General features: G+C 49.2%; 25 protein-coding genes. 1 reads left to right on the top strand and 24 read right to left on the bottom strand.

All coding sequences use genetic code 11. The annotated features are described in order from the left end of the window. Positions 1-71: 71 nt before the first annotated feature. The 10 genes from ACBZ72_12025 to ACBZ72_11980 all read right to left on the bottom strand — a co-directional run bounded on the left by ACBZ72_12025 (position 72) and on the right by ACBZ72_11980 (position 9026). Positions 72-1505, bottom strand: a complete 1434-nt coding sequence (locus tag ACBZ72_12025; protein XES76886.1) for a Ni/Fe hydrogenase subunit alpha — start codon at positions 1503-1505, stop codon at positions 72-74. A gap of 15 nt (positions 1506-1520) precedes the next feature. Next, the gene (locus ACBZ72_12020) at positions 1521-2063 is read right to left on the bottom strand and encodes an oxidoreductase (protein ID XES76885.1); all 543 of its coding nucleotides are present in this window, start codon (positions 2061-2063) and stop codon (positions 1521-1523) included. Then, the gene (locus ACBZ72_12015; protein XES76884.1) at positions 2060-2767 is read right to left on the bottom strand and encodes a 2Fe-2S iron-sulfur cluster-binding protein; all 708 of its coding nucleotides are present in this window, start codon (positions 2765-2767) and stop codon (positions 2060-2062) included. Before ACBZ72_12015 ends, ACBZ72_12020 begins: the two co-directional genes overlap by 4 nt. Then, positions 2764-4422, bottom strand: a complete 1659-nt coding sequence (locus tag ACBZ72_12010) for an NADH-ubiquinone oxidoreductase-F iron-sulfur binding region domain-containing protein (protein XES76883.1) — start codon at positions 4420-4422, stop codon at positions 2764-2766. The genes ACBZ72_12015 and ACBZ72_12010 overlap by 4 nt, the downstream gene beginning before the upstream one ends. Further along, the gene (locus ACBZ72_12005) at positions 4419-4907 is read right to left on the bottom strand and encodes an NAD(P)H-dependent oxidoreductase subunit E (GenBank protein XES76882.1); all 489 of its coding nucleotides are present in this window, start codon (positions 4905-4907) and stop codon (positions 4419-4421) included. The genes ACBZ72_12010 and ACBZ72_12005 overlap by 4 nt, the downstream gene beginning before the upstream one ends. A gap of 294 nt (positions 4908-5201) precedes the next feature. Beyond that, positions 5202-5603 carry a hypothetical protein gene (locus tag ACBZ72_12000; GenBank protein XES76881.1) on the bottom strand — a complete coding sequence of 134 codons (402 nt, stop codon included), beginning with the start codon at positions 5601-5603 and terminating at the stop codon, positions 5202-5204. Between the two features lie 81 nt (positions 5604-5684). Next, on the bottom strand, positions 5685-6401 hold the full coding sequence (locus tag ACBZ72_11995) for an ABC transporter permease (GenBank protein ID XES76880.1): 717 nt from the start codon (positions 6399-6401) through the stop codon (positions 5685-5687). 26 nt (positions 6402-6427) lie between these two features. Further along, positions 6428-7297 carry an ABC transporter ATP-binding protein gene (locus ACBZ72_11990; protein ID XES76879.1) on the bottom strand — a complete coding sequence of 290 codons (870 nt, stop codon included), beginning with the start codon at positions 7295-7297 and terminating at the stop codon, positions 6428-6430. Between the two features lie 212 nt (positions 7298-7509). Then, complete coding sequence (locus ACBZ72_11985; protein ID XES76878.1) at positions 7510-8562, bottom strand: radical SAM protein; 1053 nt, start codon at positions 8560-8562, stop codon at positions 7510-7512. A 92-nt stretch (positions 8563-8654) separates the two neighbouring features. Then, on the bottom strand, positions 8655-9026 hold the full coding sequence (locus ACBZ72_11980; protein ID XES76877.1) for a hypothetical protein: 372 nt from the start codon (positions 9024-9026) through the stop codon (positions 8655-8657). Positions 9027-9208: 182 nt separating this feature from the next. On the opposite strand from ACBZ72_11980, the gene ACBZ72_11975 reads away from it, so the two are divergent. Then, entirely contained in the window at positions 9209-10528 is a 1320-nt protein-coding gene (locus ACBZ72_11975) for a helix-turn-helix domain-containing protein (GenBank protein XES76876.1), read from the top strand. 157 nt (positions 10529-10685) lie between these two features. On the opposite strand, the gene ACBZ72_11970 is transcribed toward ACBZ72_11975, so the two are convergent. From ACBZ72_11970 to ACBZ72_11905, 14 genes are all read right to left on the bottom strand, one after another. Beyond that, complete coding sequence (locus tag ACBZ72_11970) at positions 10686-11477, bottom strand: ABC transporter ATP-binding protein (protein XES76875.1); 792 nt, start codon at positions 11475-11477, stop codon at positions 10686-10688. Then, positions 11477-12502, bottom strand: a complete 1026-nt coding sequence (locus ACBZ72_11965) for a FecCD family ABC transporter permease (protein XES76874.1) — start codon at positions 12500-12502, stop codon at positions 11477-11479. Before ACBZ72_11965 ends, ACBZ72_11970 begins: the two co-directional genes overlap by 1 nt. Continuing rightward, entirely contained in the window at positions 12490-13281 is a 792-nt protein-coding gene (locus ACBZ72_11960) for a class I SAM-dependent methyltransferase (protein XES76873.1), read from the bottom strand. Before ACBZ72_11960 ends, ACBZ72_11965 begins: the two co-directional genes overlap by 13 nt. Positions 13282-13333: 52 nt before the next feature. Then, complete coding sequence (locus ACBZ72_11955) at positions 13334-14356, bottom strand: ABC transporter substrate-binding protein (GenBank protein XES76872.1); 1023 nt, start codon at positions 14354-14356, stop codon at positions 13334-13336. 213 nt (positions 14357-14569) lie between these two features. Next, positions 14570-14770: a hypothetical protein gene (locus tag ACBZ72_11950; GenBank protein ID XES76871.1), complete on the bottom strand. Its 201-nt coding sequence runs from the start codon at positions 14768-14770 to the stop codon at positions 14570-14572. A gap of 78 nt (positions 14771-14848) precedes the next feature. Further along, on the bottom strand, positions 14849-15355 hold the full coding sequence (locus ACBZ72_11945) for a metal-dependent transcriptional regulator (protein XES76870.1): 507 nt from the start codon (positions 15353-15355) through the stop codon (positions 14849-14851). 116 nt (positions 15356-15471) lie between these two features. Further along, complete coding sequence (locus tag ACBZ72_11940) at positions 15472-16215, bottom strand: ZIP family metal transporter (GenBank protein XES76869.1); 744 nt, start codon at positions 16213-16215, stop codon at positions 15472-15474. A gap of 121 nt (positions 16216-16336) precedes the next feature. Further along, entirely contained in the window at positions 16337-16633 is a 297-nt protein-coding gene (locus ACBZ72_11935; protein XES76868.1) for a FeoC-like transcriptional regulator, read from the bottom strand. Between the two features lies 1 nt (position 16634). Beyond that, a complete protein-coding gene (locus tag ACBZ72_11930) occupies positions 16635-17126 on the bottom strand; it encodes a hypothetical protein (protein XES76867.1) in 492 nt (163 codons plus the stop codon). Positions 17127-17136: 10 nt separating this feature from the next. Next, positions 17137-18426 (bottom strand): ferrous iron transport protein B, encoded by a 1290-nt coding sequence (feoB, locus tag ACBZ72_11925; protein XES76866.1) that lies wholly within the window; start codon positions 18424-18426, stop codon positions 17137-17139. After that, positions 18423-19127, bottom strand: coding sequence for a FeoB small GTPase domain-containing protein (locus ACBZ72_11920; GenBank protein XES76865.1), 705 nt, complete (start codon positions 19125-19127; stop codon positions 18423-18425). Before ACBZ72_11920 ends, feoB begins: the two co-directional genes overlap by 4 nt. 1 nt (position 19128) lies before the next feature. After that, on the bottom strand, positions 19129-19356 hold the full coding sequence (locus tag ACBZ72_11915) for a ferrous iron transport protein A (protein XES76864.1): 228 nt from the start codon (positions 19354-19356) through the stop codon (positions 19129-19131). Between the two features lies 1 nt (position 19357). Continuing rightward, positions 19358-19591 (bottom strand): ferrous iron transport protein A, encoded by a 234-nt coding sequence (locus ACBZ72_11910; GenBank protein XES76863.1) that lies wholly within the window; start codon positions 19589-19591, stop codon positions 19358-19360. 140 nt (positions 19592-19731) lie between these two features. Then, on the bottom strand, positions 19732-20856 hold the full coding sequence (locus tag ACBZ72_11905) for a putative sulfate/molybdate transporter (GenBank protein ID XES76862.1): 1125 nt from the start codon (positions 20854-20856) through the stop codon (positions 19732-19734). Positions 20857-20978: the final 122 nt, after the last annotated feature.

The following is a 20978-nucleotide window of genomic DNA, read 5'->3' as shown; positions in this document are numbered from 1 at the left end:
TACCCTAAAGATTTGTTTGAGTTCAAATTCGTAAAAGCGGATTCTCTTAGGAACAAAGGAAGAAAGGGAGGTTAGAGGGGAGAGCGGATTTTGCGGTCCAACAGTTTCCCGTGGCTATCAATCAACTGCACTTCCAGCGGCATCTGCCCAACAGCATGCGTAGCACAGCTTAAGCAGGGGTCAAAGGAGCGTATGACGGCTTCGACGCGGTTTAGCATGCCTTCTTGGAGGCTTTCGGCTTTGACGTATTTCTGGGCGACTTGCGTGACGGCTTTGTTGTAAGCGAGGTTGTTGTGTTCCGTGGCGATTATCATGTTGACTTTCTGTATCATACCCTGCGGGTCAACTTTGTAGTGGTGAATCAGGGTGCCTCGGGGGGCTTCTGCGATGCCTACGCCTTCATAGTTGTTGACGTAGACTCTGCGGCAGACCCGCTCCGACAAAATCTCGGGGTCGCTAAGCAACTCTTTGGTTTTCTCTACGCAGAACAAGGCTTCAATTAGTCGAGCGTAGTGGTAGTGGAAGGTGCTTTGGACGATGCCGTTTTTGCCCAGCTTCTTAAACTCCTTCAGTTCTTGGTCGGCTAAAGGTGTGTCGCAGTGGCTGCACACGTTTAGTCTAGCCAGAGGCCCAACGCGGTACATGCCGTCTGGGTACCCCAGCGGTTTGTAGTAGGGGAACTTCATGTAGCTGTAGGGTTCAACCGCTTCGCCGATGTCGTCGTAGTATTTGTCGGGGTTAACGTGGTCAACAGCGGTTTTGCCGTCGTTGTCAACGATGCGCAGGTTGCCATCGTACAGTTCCAATCCGCCGTCTGCGGTCACTAGCCCCATGTAGAGGGAGGGGAAGTCTCCGTAGGTTTCCACTTCTTCAGTGCAGCTAGAAAGCCACTCCTTGAACATGGCGATGGTTTTGAGGGTTATGGTTAAGGCTTCAGGCAAATTTGACAACAAGTAGTCGGCGCGTTGCTTAGTTAGGGGCCACTTGGCGCCTCCTGGAACCACCCACTCGCTACTATGAATCTTTTTACCTGCAACATTTTCGATGATTTCCTGTCCAAACTTACGCAGTCTGATTCCTTGGCGGGCAATCTCGGGTTCTTTGGCAATTAAACCAAAGATGTTTCTGGTGGCGGGGTCGGCGTCCATGCCCAAAAGGAAGTCTGGGGCAGACAGGTGAAAGAAGTTTAGGGCATGTGACTGAATTATCTGACCCATATGCATGAGGCGGCGAAGAAGTACTGCGGTTGTGGGCACGTTTACGGCTACGATTTGGTCGCAGGCTTTAACTGAGGCAAGCAGGTGACTGACGGGGCAAATTCCGCAGGAGCGGGAGGTTATGCTGGGCATCTCGTAGTAGGGTCTGCCTTCGCAGAATTTCTCAAAACCCCGAAAATCGGTAACTTGGAACCTTGCGTCTCTGACGGATGCATCATCGTTGAGGTGTATGACGACTTTTGCGTGTCCTTCAATTCGCGTAATTGGGTTGATTACGATTTCCTTCATTTTCATGCCTCCATATTATCCGAATTTGGATCTCCCTTCCATGTTGACGGGTAACCCACGCATGAGTCGCGAGATAACCCAGTTGATGAGGTCGGCTGGCGGCGGGCAACCGGGGATGTAAAAGTCCACTTTAACCACTTCATGCAGTGGAAGCGCTTTGGGCAGCAACGTGGGTACGTCGGTTGGAATCTGGGGGTTCATGTCTGCGGTCTCCACGAAGGCGCGTTTGAGCACGGCGTCGGCGCTGTTGGTTATGCCGTTTCGGAGCCCTGGCACGTTGCCTGTGACGGCGCAGTCACCTAGAGAGATTAGGATTTTGGTTCGTTCGCGGGCGAATTTGAGAAGTTCTTCTTGGTCTTCGTTTGCCACGGCGCCTTCAATCAGGGTTACGTCGACGTTTTCGGGGAATACCTTCACGTCCATTATGGGGCTGTAGACCAACTGTATTTGTTGAGCTAAGTCTATCAGGGCTTCGTCTTGGTCTAGGAAAGACATGTGGCATCCTGAGCAGCCACTGAGCCAGACGGTGGCAACACGAACTTTACTTGTTGATGTCATTTGCGATTCCTCCGGGATAATACGAATTCAGCTATACCCTTGTCCTTGGTCTCTTCCAAAGCGACACTTTCCACATAAATCGCGCCCACCGGACAGACTTTCGCGCATTTACGACAGGAAGTGCAGGAAGACGAGTTGGCCCAGTCTTCGTCAAGGTCAATTATGACTTGAGCGTCTTTGCCGCGCATCTTCAGGTCCAAAGTGTGGACACCTTCGATTTCGTCGCAGACGCGTAGGCATCGAGTGCAGAGTATGCATCGGTTACGGTCCAGCACCAGAAAGTCGTGGGTGCTGTCCACAGGCAGGCGGGTCCATTCACGTTCAAACATCACGTGGTCCACGCCTAAGTCGTTGGCGAGCTTTTGCAGCTCGCAAGCGTTGTTGGCAACGCACACGGCACATATGTGGGTTCGCTCAGAGAGGATAAACTGAATTGCCATTTTGCGGTATTCTCTGAGTTTGTCGGATTGAGTAATGACCTCCATGCCCATGCCCACGGGGGTAACGCAGGCAGCAAACAGTTTAGGTGAACCATGAATTTCCACCATGCACAAGCGGCAGCCGCCATAACCGCTTAAACCTTCCAAATTGCACAGGGTGGGGATGTCTATGCCGTTGCTTTTTGCGGCTTCCAGGATGGTTGTGCCTTCGGGCACCGCCACTTCAACGTTGTCAATTTTCAGTTTAACTGTCCCAACGGTCATTGTGCATCATCCTCCTCTTTTTTCAGGTTCCTAAAACACTTACCCGCACGGCACTTCTTCTCCACAATATGCTCCACGTACTCGTCGCGGAAGTACCGCAACGTAGTCAACACAGGATTAGGAGCGGTCTGCCCCAATCCACAAAGGCTTGCCTCCTTGATGTATTGACCAGCTTTATCCAAAGCTGCAATGTCGTCCAGTTTGCCCGTTCCCTGCGTGATGTTCTCAAAAGTTTCCTTTATCTTCACCAACCCCGCTCGGCAAGGAACACATTTGCCGCAGGATTCTTCAACACAGAAGTCGGTGAAGAACTTGGCTGTGTCCACCATGCAGGATTGGTCATCGATGACGACGATGCCGCCGCTGCCCATGATGGCGCCAACTTTGGTTAAGGAGTCGTAGTCGATTGGCAAGTCCAGAAGGGCTTCTGGCAAGCAGCCACCTGAGGGTCCACCCACCAAAACGGCTTTGAAGGGACGATTGTCCTGCATGCCGCCGCCTATGTCATAAACGACCTCGCGCAGGGTGATGCCCATGGGAACCTCGATTAAGCCGGGATTGTTGATTTGCCCAGTTAGCGAGAAGCATTTGGTGCCTGAACATTTTGCGGTGCCCACTTTGGAGAACCATTCGCCGCCGTTCTGTATGATTACGGGTATGTTTGCTAAGGTTTCCACGTTTTGAATCAGCGTTGGTTTGCCCCACAGCCCAGAGTTAGCGGGGTAAGGCGGGCGGGGGCGAGGCATGGCTCTGCGTCCTTCAACCGATGCAAGAATCGCGGTTTCCTCTCCTGCAACAAACGCGCCTGCACCAAAACGCAGCTCCAAGTCAAACTTGAAGCCCGTCTCAAGCACGTTGTCGCCAAGCAGAGACATGCCTTTTGCTTGTGCTATGGCTTTTTGCAGTGTCTGGATGGCAAGGGGGTATTCGGCGCGGATGTAGATGTAGCCTTTCTCGGCGCCCACGGCATACGCTGCTATGAGCATACCTTCGATGATGGCGTGCGGGTCAGCTTCTGCCAAGGTACGGTTAGCGAAGACGCCGGGGTCGCCTTCATCCAAGTTGGCGACTATGTATTTTGGGGTTGTATGGGTTCGGGCTACAAGGCTCCATTTTTGCCCCGTGGGGAACCCTGCCCCACCTCTGCCTCGCAGGCCACTGCGGCTGACTTCGTAGATTACCCCTTGAGGGGTCATGGTGGCCAAGCATTTGCCGATAGCGGAGTACCCGCCCATGGCGATGTAATCTTCAATTCGGGAGGGGTCAATTTTTCCCGCGTTACGCAAGACCAGACGGCGTTGTTTTTTGAAGAATGCCTCTCCGTGGTAAAGCATGTCTTTGACGGGGAGCCCCAAAACGATGTGGTCGCGGACGATTTCGCGGACTTTTTCGGGGGTGACGCTTTGGTAAAGGTAGTCGCCGGGGTCTATGATTACGGCGGGACCCACGGAGCAGGTTCCGACGCATCCTGTGCGGGCGACTTTGCATTCTTTTTCCACGCCGAATTCGCGTACTGCTTCTTGGAAGGCTTTGAGAACTTTTAGGGCGCCGAAGGGGACACAGCCGCTGGAGCAGCAAACGTTGATGCGGTGTTTGTAGGCTCTTTGGAAGTCAACTTCGTGTTCGGCGATTTTTTGCAGGTCGTCCAGCTTCAACTTCTTCGCCCTCCGCCAGCTAAGGTAAGGCGTACACGTTCAAGCACGACTTCTTTTGTGGCTTTGCCTATGACTTCATCATCAACGATTATGTTGGGTGCCATGGCACATGCCCCTATGCACCGCGTCGTAAACAGGGAGAGCTTGCCGTCAGACGTGGAGCCGCCCCGTTTTAAGTGGAATTCTTGTTCGATGGCTGTCATGATTTCGTCCACCGCTTTCACGTAGCAGGCGGTGCCTAAGCAGCCTGTGACCACATGCTCGCCAGGGGCTTTAAGTTTGAAGAAGCTGTAGAAGGTTGCGACGCCGACTACGTGGCTGGGCGGCAAACGCAACGCGTTGGCGATGTAGGTCATCAGGTTCTTGTCAAGATAGCCGTAAAATTCTTGGGCTTTATGAAGGATTTCCAGCAGGGAACTGGCTTCATAATCAAATTTTTTTATCACTTTGTCAAGCATCATTTTGCGGTTATCATCTTTTAACATGCTTGCATTCTCCGTGTACCAAGTTTAACAAGGCAAGAGGTTCTTGCGGCAGAAAAACAATGGTGTTCTTAGTATATAAGAGTAAATGGAAAAAACAACCTACCCCCGAGACATATTTACAAGCTTAACAAAACAATAACTTGAGGCGGAAAACAATTATTTTAACGGAAAAAACAGAAGGCAAATGTTCAGTCTATACATAGACGTTTCCAACAGAAAAACATCCAGCATACGTAAACAAAACAGAACCGTTCAAGCCACCAAACACTCAACTCCACCTGCCCGCGCAAACAGCTAAACATGCAAAAGCATTTTCTTAAGCGCCTTTTTGTCCGCCAAAAACCTGCCGTACTCACCAAAATTCCGAAACGCCCGCAGAAAAATCACCCGCAGCTTCTTGTCCACCACGTAAACCGAGTGCACCCCCGCCTTCTTGGCGCGAAAAACCAAGACACCATCCGCTGTCCCCTCGAACTGGTGCAGCTCAGAATACCCCACAGTGGAGCAGGCAAGCACCTCGGACACGACTGCTTTGGCAGTTGGGTCATCTTTAAAGTCCCTCAAAAAACGCTCCGTGACCACAACAGCAGAAAGCAATGGACGCAGCGCCATGAAACGCTTTTGACAGTTTAGGCACTCCTTTCGGGTTGAAGCACAAGAAGCCTCCAGAACGTTACTCAAATCCAAGCCAGCCATATGCAACCTCCTAAAAGGCAGTTTCCAACAGGTTCTCATGTCAAAAAGGAGGAGGTGGCTTTTTATTTTTTCTCAATGGAGCTACAGGTTACGCCGTCGCAACGCAGCAAAACACAACGCAAAAAAGCCCACGCCAAAACCGAGGAGCACACCTAAAGACAGCCAAGGGTAGGGCTGCCCCAAGGCGGAAGCACGAAGGCAAAAGCTTGCATGGGTCAGCGGCGAGAGAGAAAGAACCACCCGCAACGCTTCGGGCACTTGGCTTAGGGAAAAAAAGGTGCCGCTTAAAAAAGACATGGGCAAAATGACCAGACTCATAAACACATTCATATCCTGATGGCTTTTGGCTATCAACGCAACCAGCACGCCTAGAAAGGAGAACACAAAACAAGTAGAGACCAGAGTTAACCAGAAGAGCACCCCAACTGAGGTTAAAGGCGAAAAGACAAAACACGCCACCAACAGGGCGACGGTGCTCATTAAGCCGCGAACCACGCCTATGAGGGTTTTACCTAAGATTATGGAGAAGAAGCTCACCGGCGACATGAGGGTTTCGTCAAAGCATCGGTAGAAGAGGCGATCCACATGCAGCTTCATGCCTGCCGCGTTGAAGCTGGTTGTCATGGCAGTAAGCGCGGCAATGCCGGGGATGACAAATTGAAGGTAGCTGTAGCCCTCAACGGTGATGCCTTGCCCTAAGCCGTAGCCGAAAGCCAAAAGGTACAACACCGGCGTAATCAGCGTGGTGACAAGGGTTTTTAGCCAGTTACGGCTTAGAAAACGTAGGTCCACCCACAAAATCGAATACACATCCCGCAGGGTGTCTAACGTTGGTTGTCACCTACTTTTTTGCCGGTTAACTCCACAAAAACATCCTCCAAGTTTGAGTCCCGAATAATTATGGTCTTAGCCTCAGCTGGAACCGTCTGCACATACTGGGTGGCGGCTTCTCGGTCGGGGAAGTACTGGTAACAGGTGGGCTTACCCTCCTCTAAGGTCTCCACTGCGACCAAACCGACTTTTTGCCGAAGCTCCACGGGTTTACCCAAAGCAATAAGGTGCCCTTGATTGACTATCCCGACGCGGTGACAAAGGGCTTCTGCTTCCTCAATGTAGTGCGTCGTTAGGAAAATGGTGGTGCCCATGCTGTTGAGGTTGCGAATCAAATCCCACATACGCCGACGCATCTGCACATCCAGCCCCACCGTGGGTTCATCCAAAAACAACACTTTCGGATGATGAATAAGGGCGCGGGCAATCATAGCGGCTTTCTTCATGCCTCCCGAAAGCTCAGGCACCATGCGGTTACTCTGCTGGGTTAACCCGACGTAGTCCAGAAGTTCATTGATGCGTTGCCGACGCTCCGAGCCACCGATGTGGTGTAGACGTGCATGCAGCTCCATGTTCTCTTTGACCGTCAAATCCAAATCCAAAGTTAAATGCTGCTGAACCACGCCGATAACTTTCTTAACTTTGTCAGGCTCCTTGACAACATCAAACCCCGCCACGCTGACCTCGCCCAAGGTCGGTTTAGACAAAGTGGTGAACACACGAATTGTGGTGGTTTTACCTGCCCCGTTGGGACCTAAAAAACCAAAGATTTCCCCCGAATGTACTCGCAGGTTTAGGTCTTCCACTGCACAGACGTTTCTGTATTTTTTTGTCAGGTTCTGGGTTAAAATGACCTCTGCCAACACCTGACTCCCCATCGTAAACATGTAACGGATGCCGTCATGCCCAGTTTTCCTTGAGCGTTCTGCAGGTTGCCATTATCTTGCGGTTCCTATAAAGGTTGGTCAAAAACTCGAAAAGAAAGGTAAAATGTAAAGGGAGTTAGTGGTGCAAGGGGGTGGGAACTGGCCCCACGACACGGAAACATAGGAGAGAGAAAGATGATGTAACCGGGCTATTCCCCTCGCAGTACTTTTGGTATATAGTTGCAAGCTGGGTCGGATTCGAAGATGTCGCCAGTGTAGTATTCGGCGCGTGTTCTGCATCCGCCGCAGATCTCTCTGTACTCGCAAACTCCGCATTTGCCTTTGATGTTGCTTTTGTCACGCAGCTTCAGATATAGCTCGTTGTGTTGCAGGTCGTTCCAAGCTGAAGTTAAGGACTTATGTTTTACGTTTCCTACGCGGTATCCTTCATGGAAACCACATGCCCTGTAGTCGCCGTTTTCGGTCACACTCACATAGTTGCCGCCTATACTACATTTGCCCAAGTAGCCGTTACGGAACCAATCCCAAAAGTCTACGGGGTTCTTTTGCCTAACGATTCGGGCGTAGAAAGGAGAGTAAACATTAACCTTGAGTTTACCAGCGTATTTGACTTGCAAGTCATAAATTTCGTTGAAGGCTTCTTCGTATTGGTCGGCGGTGGGCGCCAAGTCAGGCATGTTTGTTCCGGCGCGTCCTACGGGCACCAAGTTGTGGTAAACAATCATGCGTGCACCGAGCTCAGCAGCGACTTTGGCGGGGTGCGCCATGTCGTTGATGTTGTATTTTGTCATGGTTGTGACGACGCAATCCAGCAGACCGTTCTCTGAGAGTTTCTTCATTGCAAAAAGAGCCTTATCGTAGCTGCCTTTGCCTCTGATGATGTCATTTGACTCGGGGGTCCCGTCGATACTCACAGCAGTGTGCACCTCGTTTTTGATGAGGCGATTCAGCCGTTTTTCGTCAAAAGCAAACCCGCTGGTTATCAGACTGATTTCAAACCCAATTCGTCGGGCATACTCAATAATGTCAAAGATATCTTCACGAACAAGAGGCTCCCCGCCGCTTATGCCAAACCACGGAGAACCAAAATCATAAACCTCGTCCACAATTTTGTAGCCAAGCTTTGTGTTAACCTCAGCCTCTTCAGGCTTAACAGGGGGCGTATAACTACAATACAAACAGTTACCTACACATCGCCGGGTACAACGCCAAGTAACCATATACAAAGGGGCCTTATTCACCAACAACCCCCCGAACCAAAAACGCTAAACCTAGCCCAGCCTCCACAGCCGGAGAGGAAAGCTGGGAAGCTGGGCTAGTGTCCTTGGCCATACTACTTGTCAACTCCGTAAGTGTTAAGAGGACACTGTTCACATGAAACGATTGTGTCGAAGTGGTTTTTGAGGCAGACGCGATGTTTCGCTTTACTACACAGGGTAAGCGGCTGCATCTGTTGTTTGTATTTGAGGATGTTCACGTCGAATTGTTCGGGGTCAGATTGACCGTTTGGAAGCCAGACTTCGAGGGTTTTGTGATGAAGCAACTTCTTGATTCTCTGGGCTTCTTGGTTAGTTACAAGTGGCTGCAGGATTGTTTTTCCTGCTTCCTCAAACATCATCATCGAGACGTATTTGATTTTAGAATCAACAGCCAACGTCGAGGGCTGCATGAGTTCGCATTTTTGTCGGGTAGCCACTTTCTTCATTTCCTAAGCCTCAGACAGGTACCATTGGGTCGTTTTTTGGATAAAACGGTTTTTGTAAAGATTTCTTGTGTAAAGAAAAACCTACTAAACAAGAATCTGCTCAGATTTCTTTACCAAAACAAATCTGACTTGGGAGATAAGTTCTAAAGCAGTTACGTGCAATATTTGTAGAGGGATTTGGAATGTCAGGTTCCGAGGAAGAGACCTACTCAATCATGTTCAGTTCCCTGAGGCATCCGGCGCGCCGCAAAATTCTTCGGCTGCTCTCAGAAAGGAAAATGACATTCTCGCAGATGCTTGAAGAACTTGCAATCCCCAGTTCACACCTGACATATCACCTTGAGAACTTGGGTGAATTAGTAATCAAGGACGACGACGGAAAATATAAGCTGTCCAGTTTTGGCAAGGCATCTGTGTCCATGATGAAGGGCGCTGAAGAAGTTCCCGACATTCAAGCTAAACGGTTCTCGGCGTTGCCCTTGAGATGGAAATCCTTGTACGCCATCTTATTGATAGCCATCATAGTTTTGGCAAGCATGTCGTTTGTTCAAAACAACGCCATCAGCTCACTGAATAGTCAGTATGACACTTTGAAAAGCGACTACGACAAGGCACAGCAGCAGATTCAACAATTATCGTCCTGGAGCACATCAGCCACCCAAGCCATGACGATTATCCGCGACGTAATGCAAATAGACCTATCCAAATACCAAACGACACTAGAAAGCAACACTGTGGAAGACCGCGCGGATTTAGGGAACATAATTGAAGAAGTTATCCAATATTCATTTGTAAACACCGCAAGCAGGTTTGAGTTGACCATAATATTTAGAAATGGACACTTCTCGCTTTTTCAACTGACTCAGCGTGAGGGCTATCCTAATTATCCGCTTATTTATTCTCGTTCGCAACCCACCGACACGCTTGAGGCAACCAAGGGACTTCTCGACCGATACCAAGTCATCATGAACGCCACTTATGTTGGCGAAATGACGGAGCTTTTAGCGACAGCAAACGGGGCAAGCAGCAGTGGCGAAACCTTGGGAAACACAAAACTGGACATCCCAAATTATGGACCTAACGCACAAATCAACCTGCTCTTCACGGATAACGGCAATGACTTTGCAGGAAAAAGAATCCACGTTTCTTTCCTAAACAACGTTATAGTTGAGTTAAGTGATGACTGGTTCCTTTACGAAATCGGAGACTTACACGTTAACGTAAACCAGGAACAAGCGATACAAATCGCCAAGAACGCCGCGAGAAGCTACACGATAAACGCAAGCGGAACCATGATTTCAGACTTTGAAATCCTTGATTCACCCGCTTCAGCAGAGTTCTATCCGCACACCCGCCCCGACGTTTCCTTGACCCTGTACCCGTACTGGTATGTTACGTTGCATCTAGACAAAACCTACCCTGGAGGCTTCACCGTCATTGCAGTGGGAGTGTGGGCAGACAACGGTGAAGTGGCGAACATTCAAGCATTAAGCGGCGGATAACTAAAAGTCTCACAATAAAGCCCCAACAAATTAAGCCAATCCCCGCCTTACCTAACCTTTTTGTGACTTTTCTGGACGCAAGAAAAACCAAAATAAGGTCTTGAAACAAAAAAGCAACCCAAACCAGCCTTTGCCACAGAAAAAAGAGCGCATTTGGTTATAGCGAACCAGAAGAGCTCATCTTTACGGGGATGCAGACTTTTTGGGCAACGTTCTCGGCGTAGAATATCTTTACGTCTACGCCATAGATTTCTTTGAGGCGCTCTTCAGTTACCACTTCATCGGCTTGACCCACCGTGATAAGTTTGCCTTGATTCATAAGGGCGCTTTTGCAGGATAACTGGAAAACGTGGTTTGGGAAGTGGGTGGTGAAAATCACGGATAACCCACGCTTGGAAAGCGTCTGCATCGTCTCAACTATGTGCACTTGGTTGCCAAAATCCAAATGCGAAGTGGGTTCATCCAAAAGAAGCAAAGCAGGCTCCTGCGTCAAAACCATCGCGATAAGCACCAGCTGCCGTTGTCCGCCGCTGAGTTTGGTGTAAGGTCGGTCAGCCAATTCGAGAATTCCAAGAGATTTGAGGTTAGCTTCAGCGGCGCGATAGTCTTTTTCTGAGGGGGAAGAAACCAAACTCAAATGAGGCGCGCGACCCATAACCGCCACATCCAGCACTGAAAAAGGATAACTGGAAACATGCATCTGCGGCAGAAACCCAATATGCTTAGAAAGGCTTTGGCGACTGAACGTCCGCAAGTCTTTCCCATCAAACAATACTGCGCCTGCTTTGAGCGGCAAGATGTTTGCGATGCATTTGAGCAGGGTGGTTTTGCCTGAACCGTTAGGTCCCAAGACCCCAAAAACCTCGCCTTTACCCACCGAGAAGGAAACATTTTCGAAAATGGTTTTTTCTTTGTCATAGGAAAAAGAGGCGTTTTCCACTCGCAGCATTAAGCTCCACCTACCTTTGTTTTCCAAAGCACATACGCAAAGAACGGAGTTCCAATAAGCGCCGTTAATATGCCTATGGGGATTTCGCCTTCAGTCATTGTCCGTGCAATGTTATCGATTATCAGCAGGTAAATGGCGCCCAGCAGCATGGTTACAGGAAGAAGCTTCTTGTAGTCGGGACCTACAATCATTCGGCTAATGTGGGGTATGACTAAGCCAATCCAGCCGATTACGCCACTTACAGAAACCGCAGCCGCGGTCGCCAACGTGCTGAACAAAATCACTAAGCCCCGTGTTTTCCTCAAGTCAGTTCCAAGAGACTGCGCTTCCTCTTCGCCCATGGCTAAGATGTTAATGCGCCACCGAATCAGCAAAAGTCCCACAAGCCCCGCCAACATCACCGGCGCCACCTGCAGCAGAGTACTGCCCTTTATTGTCGCCAGCGAACCCATAAGCCAAAAAACGATTCCCGACAAAGTTCCCCGCGGGTCAGCCTGATACTGGATAAGGGAAACCAAGGCAGAGAAGAAACTGCCGATGATTATTCCTGAAAGCACCAGCCCCAACGTAGAAGAGCTTTTGTACACGCGGCTAAGACTGTAAGTGGCGACAACTGCAATTACCCCGAAGACGAAAGCGCAAAGCTGAATTGCCGAGATGCCCCAGTTCATTATTATCGCCATGGCTGCCCCAAAACCAGCGCCTGCGGAGACGCCTAATAGCTGGGCGGACACAAGCGGGTTTTTAAACACGCCTTGAAAAGCAGAACCGGAAGAGGACAAAACCGCCCCAACAAGCAAAGCCGCTAGGACTCGTGGAACTCTGATTTGAAAGATGACGGTTTTGACGGTGGGGTCAACGTTGCCCTGCATCAGTAAACAACGCACGGTTGTATCTAAGGAAATCGAGTATCTACCAATGCCCAGCGAGAAGAAGAATAAGATGATGGTTATGCCTATGAGAATAAACATGACTTGGGCAAAAGTTGCTTTTCGCAGGGCAATCGAATCTCCTAGTTTTTCCACCACATAAGCGCCCAAACCTGAAGCCCTTTCTCAGAGTCGTCCAGGCTGCCCAAGATTTTGTCCTTGAACTTAAGCACTTCATCATGGTCTAAATTCAAAATCCACTCAATCCGCTCCAGCATTCGGGTAGACTCGTGATTAACCTGCTCGTGGACCACAAAGTATTGAATCGCAACGTCTAAGCCCAGCTGGCTAAGCACATTATACACCAGTATGTAACTGGGAAAGGAGTAACAGGGGTGCCCAACAACTTTGAAGGCTTCAGGAACATTATGCCGCATCAAAGGCATGGTCAAATAAACCCGTTTAGCCACGGAGTTAAGCCTAAGCACTGCGTCCTCCAAGTCCCAGTCCAAAACTGGAGCGCCCTTGCCGTCTTGAAGCTCTTTTAACCCCATTAGATTAATCGCGTTAGAAGCAAAAGCTACATCAAACGGCGCCGACAAATCCGACTGTAAATCTACTTCGCGCCAAATTTTATTCACATAAACAATGTTTTGCAGCCCCTCCGCTTCAGCAGACTCTTTGAGGACTTCAAACATGCCAGCGGAGGAGTCCACCGCCGTGACTTGTTTGGCTTTTTTCGCCACAGGAATCGTCAGGGTTCCTGGTCCGCAGCCTAATTCAAGCACGTTATCGGAGGCAGTGATGTTAAGTTGGTTTAACAAAAAAAGGGTGTATTGGGGGTTTGCTTTTTTGATGAACCGCTCAGCTTCAGCTGCCGTCCACTGTTTTGGATGCCCCTCTCTATCCAAAGCGAACAGGTTGCAGCGGGTCATCGTGTCTTTCCAAGTTTCATGCCAATCGATAAGGTTGCGGTTGGCGGTTGTCTTAGAGAGCTGGCCCGCCGTAGTTGATTCCCCAGAACGTTTGGTAGAAACTATTTGCCTCGTCAGTTAGGTTTACGCCTGCATATAGGTCAGGATACTGCTTTGACGCGATCCATTCGATTGCAAAGATTGCCCTGAAAGTTCCGTAGTCCATGCCGCTCTCAGGCAACGCATACACGCGACCGTCTTTGATTGCTGAAACAACTTGTATTTGTTCGTCGTTAAGAATTGCTGCTGTATCTACGCCGTTCAAAGTGAAAATTATGTCTGGGTTCCAAGCAATTAATTGCTCAGGAGAGACTTGAGGAAGCCAAGTGGTTATGCCTTCAGCTACGTTTACGCCGCCTGCCGTCACAATCTGCGAATGCTCAAAAGTTGTGGAGCCATAGACGTGATAGACATCATGTCCTACGAAGTAGGCGTGAACAACTTGTTCAGGGGTAACAGCTGCCACTTTGGACTCCAGATCAGCTAGGTAGCTGTCAACATATGAGGCAAGTTCATCAGCTTTTTGCTGCTCGTTAACGACTTCGCCCACTATCTTTAGGTCTCGGGTGAAGTTGCCAATTTCCTCAAAGTGTGTCACCACAACGGTTAGGTTGTAGTCTTCAAGTTGGCTAACCCAGCGCAGTCTGCCGTATCCGCCAATTAAGATAACGTCGGGGTTGAGCGCAATTATTTCTTCGATGTTAGGATCTTGGTTCACTGGACAAGGCAAATCCACTATGCTAGGTTGAAGTCTAGCGGGGAATTCGCCGTAGCCTTCGCCTGTTTTTGTTGACTCATCGATGCCGACAATTTTGTCCTGTGCACCTAAAGCAAACATGGTTTCGATGATTCCTGAACGGAGGGCGATTACACGCTGCACGTCAGCAGGAATTGTGACGCTTTGCCCTCTTGAGTCAACAACAGTTTTGGTTTTTGGGGTCTCGTCGATTGGGGAATCTGCACTGTAGAGGTACCATCCCGAACCGACCGCAATTATTGCTATTAGAGCTATGCCAAAGATTATTTTAGTGTTCATTTAAGCCACCGTTATGACGTTAGATTCATAACGCCTATTTAGTGAATATATAATTATCGCCCATCAAAAACAGAACAAATGTATAAAAAGCAAACTGAAGAACACAAAAACATAAAAAATCAAGCAAAAAAGACAAAAATGGACGAAAAAAGAAACAGTTCTATGGCGCTGCAAGCTTGATTTAGTGCAGAACCGCCGAATTATTCTTGCAAGTTACTCCTTTTTGCAGCTTGAGTAAACGTTAACTAGCCCCGAAACCAGCTGGAAGGTTTCTTCTTCAATAACCTGATGAAACCGCACCAGCGCTCGTAAAATTGCTGCACGCTCTTCTGCGGAGAGGGCGCAAAATTTTGCTTTCAAATCCTCAGGCATACGTTGAATATAGGCATCTTCAAGTTTTTTAGATATCTCCATACTTACTCACCATGAGAGGATAGTAGAAAGCACTTGGAGGCTAATCTATCTTGAGGAGCAACCGCAAACAGGAAACAATCAAGTGGAAGCGTCAGACACCTCTTTACTTTGAAGGAAGAGACACTTCTCAAAAGGGCAACTTCCAACTTTTTCGTAGTTCTTAAAACAGGAAAGCCAGTTATTGCCTTGAGGAGTATTCTGCACAAACTCCACAAACTTTGAGAGTTTCTCCAAAGTTAGACTGTGAACGATGTGCTCCACGGCGCAGGCGTCTTCTTCAGCAATTTTTTCATCAACGCCAAGCAGATTTAGAAAAGCTTGCAGTGAGGTTTGCCTCTTCTTGAGGAAGGAAGCAAGGTCTTTACCCTTCTTGGTAAGAATGACATTACGGTAAGGAGTATACTTCACAAAACCCAACGAGTCAAGTTTTTTTAACATACTTGTTACGCTTGGGGATTTAACATCAAGTTCTTTGGCGATGTCGGTTACCACAGCGTAGCCCAGTTTTCTAAGAAGAAAATCAATGGTTTCGACGTATGTTTCCTCGGTAGTGTTGAGCCTTGCCACGTGTTCTTTCTCGGTCACTATGTATCCCAAGATACTCTGCTTTTTAGCGGTTATAAAACATGTGCTCCTCTCACCCCGTCTAAAACAACAATTCAGAGCAAGGCACACTAGTTTGCAGCAAAACATTAAGGGGGTTAAGACAGGGCGCAGTCCAAAAACATCATAAGAACAAACCCTGCGATTAACCCAAACGTGGCTTCTCTTTCGAAGCCTTTTCGGTGGCTTTCAGGAATCATCTCATCACTCACCACAAACAGCATCGCACCAGCCGCAAAAGCGAGCCCCCAAGGCAGAATCGGCAGGAAAACCGAAATCAGTGCAAGCCCAAGCAACCCTCCCAAAGGCTCAACAAGACCAGTCAAGGTTCCGTACCATAGGGATTTGCGGCGGCTGTAACCTTCCCGAACTAAAGGCAAAGCAACAGCGAGCCCTTCAGGCATATTCTGCAGCCCAATCGCCATAGCCACCACGAGCCCGGCAGCCGCATCACCGCTGCCAAAACTCACGCCCACTGCCAGGCCCTCGGGAAAGTTGTGGATGGTCATTGCAAGCGCGAATAGCCAGACTTTGGACAGGTGGGAGGATGGACCTTCGGGTCCCGCGATGGGATGAAAATGGGGCACGAAACGGTCCACCAAGTGAAGTGTCAGAGCTCCAAGAATTATGCCGATGACTACAATCAGTGGACCACCCAAGTCTAAGGAGGGCACTATGAGGCTAAAGCAGGTAGCCGCAAGCATAACCCCTGCTGAGAAGCCAAGCAGAACATCCAGTAGTTTGTCCGAGACCCCTTTGGTGAATAACACGGGCAATGCTCCTGCACCAGTTGCCAGTCCAGCCAGCAAACTAGCAAGAAACCCAACCCAAATCAAATCCATAACAAAATCACCTCAATAAACAGTTAACTTGTTATTTCAGCACAAAAGAGAGAAGCTTGTTGTAGCGTCCTCTTCAGTTAAGAAAAAGGGAAAAGGCGACACGGTACCCTTGACGAGCCAGTCAAGGTTGGTGTACGTTTGGTTCAGCATCAGGCAGTCCAAGGTATTTGCGTCCTTTCTCAGTTATGAAGTACGTTTTCTCGGCGTTTTTAGAGCCAGCTTTACAGTGGATGTGGCAGCCACTACAGTGAGATTCGCTGCAGTTGTGGTCCATGTTTATGAGAGCCAAGTATCCTTTGGAGACCAGCAGAGAGATCATTTGTTCAACCATTGCTTCAGTAGTGTCTGTTTTCTCAGCAAGCTCAGACATGCTAACCATACCAGATTCGCTGATTAACCGCAGTACATCTTGCAACATGCTACTTTTTCACCCTCCAAAGCTTCAACGTTAAGTAAAGCCCGGGAAGCACAAAGGCAAATAGCCAAATTCCTGCTCGCATATCGCCCAGCCAACTCCATTCAGCCCAGTCAGCAAAGATGTCGGCGTACGCTTCGGGGGCAATTAGGTAAACGCCCGACCCAAGGGCATGGGCTCCCATAATCGCCAAGTACACCCCGAAGAACACCGCCGACAGGAGGGTTCCCACTACGAGGTATGAAGTAGCGTCTTTGCTGGCTTTCCATTGCGGCATGACTCCGAACAGGAAAACAAAACCAATTATGGAAAGCGTGATGCCGCTGAATATGTCAGGGTAGACAAGGACAGTGCTGATTTGCATGAGGGCCCATTCAAGACCGAAGGCTTCGCTGAGTCCGCGGAGGAGTTCAAGCAACCCTAAGACGATGTAAACTAAGCCTATGCCAAGCGAGTAGATGGATAGTTCTTTTCCGAGTTTTGTGTTCATTTCCATTTTGCATCACCTAACCTAAGAATAGCCCTCCAACTCCAACAATTACCAGTGCTGCGAGGTATGCGATGACCATTTCAGATATAACTGCAAACAGGGTCCACTTCCATGAGCCAGTTTCCTTCTTTATGACGCCAACCGTGGCTAAGCAGGGAACGTACAGCAGGGTAAACACCATCAACGCAAAAGCGCTAACAGGAGTTATCGAAGCAACCAAAGCAGCTTGTATGCTGGCTTCGCCGCCTACACCGTAGATTACGCCCAAAGATTCCACCACTAACTCTTTGGCTAGGAAAGCAAAGACCAGTGAGGAGACAATCTGCCAGCTGAAACCTAACGGAGCAAAGATTGGCTGCAACCCTTGACCTATCAACCCTATCAGGGACTCGCCGCCGCCAGGCTCCACACCCCAAGGCAACACGGAAAGCGCCCAAATGATGATTGCACCCAACAGCAGATACGTGCCTGCTTTCTTTAGGAACGAGACGCCTCTTTCCCACATGTGCAGCACTGAGCCGCCCAGCGTGGGCATCTTGTAGGTTGGCAACTCGATGATGAATGGTGCAGGGTCACCTTTTAGGATGGTTTTGCGTAGCAGCAGAGCAAACAGGATCGCCACGAATATGCCGATGATGTACATTGACCAAACAGCTGTGGCGGCGTTTGCGGCAAAGAAGGCGCCTGCAATCAGCACATACACGGGCAACCGTGCAGCGCAGGACATGAAGGGCACGGTCAGTATTGTTATGAGGCGGTCTTTTTTGCCTTCAACGCTACGTGCCGCCATGATTGCGGGCAGGTTACATCCGAACCCCAGCAGCATTGGTATGAAGGATCTGCCGTGTAGCCCGAGTTTGAACATTAACTTGTCAAACACGAAGGCTACGCGCGCCAAATATCCGCTGTCTTCTAAAAGGGAGAGAGCGAAGAACAGGAAGAATATTGGCGCTGTGAAGGTCAGAATGAAACCTAACCCGCTGAAAATGCCGTCAGCCAGAAGTGAAGCAACAACGGGGTTGGGTATCTGCGCCGCTAAGCTGGAGAGATAAGCAAAAAACATCTCGATTAAGCTCATGAAGGGCGCGGAAGCTTCGAACGTGAACTGAAACACTGCCCACAACAACGCGAAGAAGGCGGGGATGCCTATGTATTTGTTGAGGAAAACCTTGTCAAGAAGGTCGGAGATGCTCCATTTGCGTTCCCCTTTGATAAGGGAGTCGCTTAGGATTTTGCTGATACCGTCGTATCGGGCGTCGGCTAAGACAAGTTCAGGGTCGTCGCCAAGGCATTCTTTGGCTTTCATGCAACAACCTCCAGCAGTTCATGTGAGTTTTGACTGTGCTTGATTATGTCTAGGGCTTGTTGGTCTTTTTCGAGAAGTTTGATTGCTAACCACCGCAACGGATACTTTTGCTGTAACGTGGGGTCTTTTTTGAGCAACAAGACAACATCGCCAATGACGGTTTCGATTTTCTCGCCGTAAGTCACCTTTGGGGTGACCGGCGGGGTTTTCTTGACCGCTTTAAGGAGGGCATCGTTTAGTTCAGCAAGTCCTTTGCCTTTGGTGGCGACGGTGGGAACCACGGGGATACCCAGCTGGTCGGAGAGTCGGTTGGTGTTGATTTTGTAGCCTTTGCCCTCCGCTATGTCCACCATGTTCAAAACTAAAAGCACGTTTGCCTCCAGCTCCAGCAGAAGAAAAGTCAGGTAAAGGTTCCGCTCCAAGTTAGAAGCGTCCACAACATCGATTACTAGGTCGGGTTTTTCGTCGACTATGAATTTGCGTGAGACCAGTTCGTCTTCGGCTGCGGCGGTGAGGCTGTAGGTTCCGGGCAGGTCGACGAGCTTCATTTGGACATTTTTGTGAATGAAGCCGCCTTCTTTTTTCTCAACGGTTTTGCCGGGCCAGTTGCCGACGTGTTGGCGGGCGCCGGGCACAAGGCTGTTGAATATGACGCTTTTGCCGACGTTGGGGTTGCCGATGAGTGCAACGGTGTAGGGCATGTTATTTGACCTCGTCAACGGTTATTTTGGTGGCTACGTCGTTTCCAAGCATTATGCGTGAGTCGCGGACTTCCACAAGCACGGGGCCTTTGAGGTCTTCGCCGCGGATGATTTTGATTGTGGTTCCTGTGGTGAAGCCGAGTTCGTTTAGGCGTTTGATGACGCTTGTTTCGCCGTAGATTTTTGTGATTTTGGCTTCGGTGCCGACGGGTAAACTGCACAGTGACATTTTAGAGTCCTCCGTCTGTGGAGACAAGGATGTTTTCGGCTTCTTTTCGTCGCAGAGTCAGTTTGTAGTCGCGGATTTCGAGTTCCAAGGGGTCACCTAGGGGTGCGCGGCAGACGACTTTGACTTTGGAGCCTCGGATGAGGCCCATGTCCATGATTCGGCGTCGTACTGCGCCTGTTTCTTGGATTTTGATTACTGTTGCTTCTTGTCCGGGTTTTAGTTCACTTAGACGCAAAGTTAGTTCACCATACTAAAGTTAGGTTCACCTATATTCAGTAGCTTATACTAAAAAACTTCGCTATAAACATTTCGCCCAACAAGAAACAAAAAACAAACCCAAGAAAAAAATGATAAAAGATAGCAGTTCTTCACTTACTAATTCACAGCCCCCGGGCGTTTACGATAACGCTTCACCCATTTTAAAACGTAAAACAGAACCAACCCAACAACAAAACCCACAGCCAGATTCGAAACAAAAGAAACAACCCCCATCAACAGCACCAAAGCCAAATCAGTTCCCCGCAGCTTAAAAGCCGCCCGACCCAACTCAAAACTGGCAAACAGCAACATGCCTCCGATTATAGCGACGGGGAAAACGGCAAATATGTTGGCGATTGATGCCGCAAAAAAGAAAGCCAAAACCACCTCAATTGCCCCCTCCATGATCATGGCGCCGCCTGTTCGGGCTCCAAAAAAGTATTGCGATGCAAAGCCCCCTGCGCCGTGGCACATTGGTACGCCTCGTATGAAGGAGAGAAAGGTGTTCATGAAGCCCATGTTTGCGGAAAGGTTTGCTTCTTCTAGGTTGGTTTTTGGGAAACGTTCTTTCACTGCCAAGGTGGTGGCAAGGATGGCGTTTGAATAGGTGAGCACTAGCTGGGCAAGAATTACCGTTAGGACACCTACAGTTAGGCTTTCGATTGAAGGCAGCCAAAGAGCGGGAACTGCAAAATTCACCCCTAAACTTAGGTTCGGATTAGACACAAAAACAATCACTAAACCTATGACAAAAAGTGCAATTGCGGCGGGCAAGTAACGATTCTTCATCAAAACAAGGATTATGCCTACGGAGGCAAGCGCTAAAAGGAGATTTGACTGAACAAGCTGGATTGCCTCCCAAAGCAGGATGAACATTAAGCCGACTTGGATGCCGCGTATGACTACGGTGGGAGTTACCTTAGCGAATTTTTTAACCAGCCCTGAGAAACTCAAAAGCAGCCAGATAAGCCCCGATGCCAGCCCACTTATATAGATCTGTCCGGGAAGCCAATGTTGGGTTAGGGCGGCGGCTCCGATGGCTTTTTGGGGCTCCACAGGCAAGGGCAGTTTGTAGACTAAGCCGATGATGATGTTGGTGATGCCCATTGCGAGAAAGATTCCTGCAGGGTCCAAACCCAAAACGGCGATGTAGCCGAGGATAAACGGGTTAAGGGGACCAAAATCACCTAGTGCACCTGCAAACTCTCGTAGGCTGAATTCGTAAGCGCCGATTTTTACCATTTGCTCTTCACTTGCTTTTAGTTGAGGTTAGACTGAAGGGCTGCTCTGCCGAAGTTTGCCCCAGTTTTTTAGCAGAGGGTGCGGTTTTTGACTGCATTGCTTAATATATACGCGTATATAAA

Source organism: Candidatus Bathyarchaeia archaeon (genome assembly GCA_041447175.1).
GTDB lineage: Archaea > Thermoproteota > Bathyarchaeia > Bathyarchaeales > Bathycorpusculaceae > JADGNF01.
Note: the sequence above shows the minus strand (reverse complement) of the source record. Positions and strands in the feature narration are given on the sequence as shown.

What these genes read in the sequence shown, in the direction of transcription:
- ACBZ72_11975 (XES76876.1), top strand. Translation starts at nt 9,209, where the DNA reads ATGTCAGGTTCCGAGGAAGAGACCTACTCAATCATGTTCAGTTCCCTG.
- ACBZ72_12020 (XES76885.1), bottom strand. Translation starts at nt 2,063, where the DNA reads ATGACATCAACAAGTAAAGTTCGTGTTGCCACCGTCTGGCTCAGTGGC.
- ACBZ72_11960 (XES76873.1), bottom strand. Translation starts at nt 13,281, where the DNA reads ATGACCCGCTGCAACCTGTTCGCTTTGGATAGAGAGGGGCATCCAAAA.
- ACBZ72_12005 (XES76882.1), bottom strand. Translation starts at nt 4,907, where the DNA reads ATGTTAAAAGATGATAACCGCAAAATGATGCTTGACAAAGTGATAAAA.
- ACBZ72_11920 (XES76865.1), bottom strand. Translation starts at nt 19,127, where the DNA reads ATGCCCTACACCGTTGCACTCATCGGCAACCCCAACGTCGGCAAAAGC.
- ACBZ72_11955 (XES76872.1), bottom strand. Translation starts at nt 14,356, where the DNA reads ATGAACACTAAAATAATCTTTGGCATAGCTCTAATAGCAATAATTGCG.
- ACBZ72_11915 (XES76864.1), bottom strand. Translation starts at nt 19,356, where the DNA reads ATGTCACTGTGCAGTTTACCCGTCGGCACCGAAGCCAAAATCACAAAA.
- ACBZ72_12000 (XES76881.1), bottom strand. Translation starts at nt 5,603, where the DNA reads ATGGCTGGCTTGGATTTGAGTAACGTTCTGGAGGCTTCTTGTGCTTCA.
- ACBZ72_11940 (XES76869.1), bottom strand. Translation starts at nt 16,215, where the DNA reads ATGGATTTGATTTGGGTTGGGTTTCTTGCTAGTTTGCTGGCTGGACTG.
- feoB (XES76866.1), bottom strand. Translation starts at nt 18,426, where the DNA reads ATGAAAGCCAAAGAATGCCTTGGCGACGACCCTGAACTTGTCTTAGCC.
- ACBZ72_11905 (XES76862.1), bottom strand. Translation starts at nt 20,856, where the DNA reads ATGGTAAAAATCGGCGCTTACGAATTCAGCCTACGAGAGTTTGCAGGT.
- ACBZ72_11935 (XES76868.1), bottom strand. Translation starts at nt 16,633, where the DNA reads ATGTTGCAAGATGTACTGCGGTTAATCAGCGAATCTGGTATGGTTAGC.
- ACBZ72_12015 (XES76884.1), bottom strand. Translation starts at nt 2,767, where the DNA reads ATGACCGTTGGGACAGTTAAACTGAAAATTGACAACGTTGAAGTGGCG.
- ACBZ72_12025 (XES76886.1), bottom strand. Translation starts at nt 1,505, where the DNA reads ATGAAGGAAATCGTAATCAACCCAATTACGCGAATTGAAGGACACGCA.
- ACBZ72_11930 (XES76867.1), bottom strand. Translation starts at nt 17,126, where the DNA reads ATGGAAATGAACACAAAACTCGGAAAAGAACTATCCATCTACTCGCTT.
- ACBZ72_11970 (XES76875.1), bottom strand. Translation starts at nt 11,477, where the DNA reads ATGCTGCGAGTGGAAAACGCCTCTTTTTCCTATGACAAAGAAAAAACC.
- ACBZ72_11950 (XES76871.1), bottom strand. Translation starts at nt 14,770, where the DNA reads ATGGAGATATCTAAAAAACTTGAAGATGCCTATATTCAACGTATGCCT.
- ACBZ72_11980 (XES76877.1), bottom strand. Translation starts at nt 9,026, where the DNA reads ATGAAGAAAGTGGCTACCCGACAAAAATGCGAACTCATGCAGCCCTCG.